At 64.5% G+C, this 3,492-nt stretch carries 2 protein-coding genes and 1 pseudogene; all 3 read right to left on the bottom strand.

Features of this window, described 5'->3' with window-relative positions; all coding sequences use genetic code 11:
* Positions 1-1,325 (bottom strand): methyl-accepting chemotaxis protein (locus AC1RVW_RS30680; protein ID WP_493204494.1); only part of this gene is annotated, 1,325 nt, incomplete at its 3' end.
* Positions 1,326-1,424: 99 nt separating this feature from the next.
* Positions 1,425-3,155 (bottom strand): methyl-accepting chemotaxis protein, encoded by a 1,731-nt coding sequence (locus AC1RVW_RS30685; RefSeq protein ID WP_493204496.1) that lies wholly within the window; start codon positions 3,153-3,155, stop codon positions 1,425-1,427.
* Positions 3,156-3,213: 58 nt separating this feature from the next.
* Positions 3,214-3,492, bottom strand: a pseudogene (locus AC1RVW_RS30690) (methyl-accepting chemotaxis protein); the annotation flags it as partial.

Raw genomic sequence — 3,492 nt, forward strand, 5'->3', positions numbered from 1 at the left:
ACGATCTCGTCCATGGTGCGGCCGGCTTCTTCCACCTGCTTGCTGCCCTCTTCGACCTTCTCCACCGAGTCGCCGATCAGCGTCTTGATTTCCTTGGCTGCCGCTGCAGAACGTTGTGCGAGGCTGCGGACTTCGGAGGCGACTACCGCGAAGCCACGGCCCTGCTCGCCAGCGCGAGCGGCTTCCACCGCCGCGTTCAGCGCCAGGATGTTGGTCTGGAAGGCGATGCCGTCGATCACGCCGATGATGTCGACGATCTTCTTGGACGACGCATTGATCGAGCCCATGGTGTCCACCACCTGCGACACGACGCTGCCGCCCTTCACCGCGACTTCCGAAGCAGACACAGCCAGCTGGTTGGCCTGCCGTGCGTTGTCCGCGTTCTGCTTCACCGTCGAAGTCAGCTCTTCCATGGACGCAGCCGTCTGTTCCAGCGAGCTTGCCTGCTGTTCCGTGCGCGACGACAGGTCCTGGTTGCCCGAGGCGATCTGCCCCGAAGCCGTCGCGATCGTCTCCGTGCCGGTACGCACTTCGCCCACCACCTTCGCCAGGCTCTCGTTCATGTTCTTCAGCGCCTGCATCAGCTGGCCCGCCTCGTCGCGGCTTTCCACCTTGATGTTCGTGCTCAGGTCGCCGGCCGCGACGGTCTCAGCCACCTGCAGGGCCTGCCCCAGGGGCCGCACGATGCCCAGCGTCAGCCGCCAGGCCAGCAGCGCACCCAGCAGCAGGCCGATGACCGACAGGGTCAGCAGCGTGATCTCGCCGTTCGCGTGGTCGACCTCGATGCCCTTGGCCAGCTCGTCGATGCGGTCGCGCTGGTATGCCGCGAGCCTGGCGACGATATCTTCGTAGACGACGAGCGAAGGCGCCCATTGGTTGTCGGCCATCTGCATGGCCTCCTCGTCTTTGCCCTCGGTCTTCAGCTTGTTGATCTGGGCAATGGTCACCACAGCGACCCCGCGCGCAGCGGCCGCCTCGGCATACAGCTTCTTCTCTTCCGGGGAGGTCAGCAGTTCCTCGAGCTTCTTCTGCACCGGATTGATCAGCACCGATTTGTCGACCCGTGCCTTCTCGAAGAAAGCGACCGCCTTGGGATCGGTCGCCTTGACCATCGCGAACGAGTTCGCGATCGCCGGTCCGAGCAGGTTGGACCATTGGCTGGCCAGGCGCTCCTTGACCAGCGCGTTCTGCATCACATCTTCGGTGGCCTTGCCCACCTTGCCCAGGCGCAGCATGCCCGTGGCCGCGATGGCCGCCATCAGCAGCAGAACCACCGCGAAGCCGAAGCCCAGGCGGGTGCCGATTTTCAGATTCTTCAAATTCATTTGGCTTCTTCTTTCTCGGAACTGGAGCAAACCCGCCGCGGGATGCGGCGCCATGGGTTCGTTATCGGCACGGATGCGGCAAGGTTGAACACCCGAAGATCAAAATTCAGTCCAGTCGCCCTTGGCGTCGCCGGCCATGGCCAGCTGCGGTGCGGGGCGGCCACCCGGCTCGCGGCGCGAGGGGAGCGCCTTGGCCGGACCCTTCGGTGCAGGCTTGGCCGCGGCGGCGGGCCTGGGGATCGGCGTCAGGCGCGTGAAGCTCGTGCGCGTGGCCAGGGCATTGGCATCGAGCTTGAAGATGCTGACGGACTGCACGAGGCTGCCGGCCTGCTCCTGCAGCGACTGGGCGGCGGCCGAGGCCTCTTCGACCAGCGCAGCGTTCTGTTGTGTGACCTGGTCCATCTGCGTGATGGCCTGGTTGATCTGCTCGATGCCCGAGGTCTGCTCCTGGCTCGCCGCGGTGATCTCGCCCATGATGTCCGTCACGCGCTTCACGCTGCCGACGATCTCGTCCATGGTGCGGCCGGCTTCTTCCACCTGCTTGCTGCCCTCTTCGACCTTCTCCACGGAGTCGCCGATGAGGGTCTTGATTTCCTTGGCTGCCGCTGCAGAGCGCTGCGCGAGGCTGCGCACTTCGGAAGCAACGACCGCGAAGCCTCGACCTTGTTCACCTGCGCGGGCGGCTTCGACAGCCGCATTGAGCGCCAGGATGTTGGTCTGGAACGCGATGCCGTCGATCACGCCGATGATGTCGACGATCTTCTTGGACGATGCATTGATCGAGCCCATGGTGTCGACCACTTGCGACACGACGCTGCCGCCCTTCACCGCGACTTCCGAGGCCGACACAACCAGCTGGTTGGCTTGCCGCGCGTTGTCGGCGTTCTGCTTCACGGTCGAAGTCAGCTCCTCCATCGAAGCAGCCGTCTGCTCCAGCGAGCTCGCCTGTTCCTCGGTACGCGAAGACAGGTCCTGGTTGCCCGAGGCGATCTGGCTGGACGCCGTGGCGATCGTGTCCGTTCCCATGCGCACTTCGCCGACGATCTTCGAGAGGCTGTCGTTCATGCCCTTCAGCGCTTCGAGCAACTGGCCGGTCTCGTCGGTCGTGCGTGCCTCGATGCGGCTGGTCAGGTCACCGGCAGCCACCGACTGCGCCACCTTCACCGCCTCCGACAGGGGCCGCGAGACGATGCGTGCGATCCACAGCGCGAGCACCAGGCCCAGCGCCACGCTGCCCAGCAGCAGGCCGAGCACCCAGAGGCGCGCCTGCGAATAGACGCCGTCGGCGGTCTGGCCGGCGCGGGTCGCACCGGCCACGTTGATCTCGGTCAGCTTGTCGAGCATCGTGTTGATCTCGCGGGTCAACTGCAGCGACTTGCCGCGGATCAGCGCGTTCGCCTGCTCGTTCTCCTGCGTGTGGGAGATCGCGACGATCTTGTTGTGCTCGACCGCGTACTGGTTCAGCAGCTTCTGGAGTTCCGGGTAGATCTCGCGTTCTTCCGGCTCGGTGATGAGGCTCTCGTACGTGGTGCGGTTCTTCTGCAGGTTGGCCCACGTCTCGTCCATCGCCTTTTCGTACGCGGCCATCTCGTCGTAGGAACCCGAAAGGATGTGTTGCATCTCCTGGGTGCGGTAGCGCGACACCAGGTTCTTCATTTCGAGCAGCGAGCGCGTGGCAGGCATCCAGGTGGTCGACATCTCGGTCGACATGTCATGGACCTTGCCCAGCTGCATCACCGCGATGACACCGACGCAAACCGTCAACGCGAGGACGGCGATGAAAGACACAAGCAGCTTGGTGGCTATCTTGAAGTTGTAGAAAGTTTTAATGATTTTTCCTTGTGGCTCTGGAGCCGATTCGTGGGTTGTCGCGTCGGGCGCGTTCCTCTCAGAACTCGCGCCAGTCGCCAGCGCCCGCCACAGCGAGCTGCGGCACGGCGGGCAACGATGATTTGTCGTTCTGCGCGGCCGGCAATGCCTGGGCGCGCGCGCCGGACTCGGCCTGGTGGCCCGCTTCCAGCTTGAAGATGCTGACGGCCTGCACCAGGCTGCCCGCCTCTTGCTGCAGCGACTGAGCGGCGGCCGAAGCCTCTTCGACCAGCGCGGCGTTCTGCTGCGTCACCTGGTCCATCTGCGTGATGGCCTGGTTGATCTGCTCGATGCCCGA

Source organism: Variovorax sp. MPBD4-3, assembly GCF_058809745.1.